Genomic DNA, 263 nt, shown 5'->3' on the forward strand with positions numbered 1-263 from the left:
GAAAGGACATAGCCTTCTTCAAATCTCTTCAGCAGCCAGCGGGTGTAATACTGGACGGTGTCCGTCCGTCCTCCTGTATTGATAATCATAGCGTGTTTTTGTTGATGGATTGAAATTTCAGACGCATTTGTTCCGAAAAAAGGTCGGTTAAACGAATCAGTTCCGCTTGCTGTTCTCCACTCAATTCCGCCATGGCGTCGTTTTCCGCCTGCGCGGCAGGGGGGATGATGCGTTCCACGTATTCCTTTCCGGCTGCGGTGAAG

The 263-nt window shown here is 50.2% G+C and carries 1 protein-coding gene; it reads right to left on the reverse strand.

Annotation, left to right across the window (positions count from 1 at the left end; genetic code table 11):
* The coding region (locus CI070_RS14250; protein WP_143245476.1) for a DUF1848 family protein at positions 1–89 on the reverse strand (89 nt) is incomplete at its 3' end.
* Between the last annotated feature and the right edge of the window lie 174 nt (positions 90–263).

The organism is Akkermansia muciniphila, from assembly GCF_900184965.1.
GTDB lineage: Bacteria > Verrucomicrobiota > Verrucomicrobiia > Verrucomicrobiales > Akkermansiaceae > Akkermansia > Akkermansia muciniphila_A.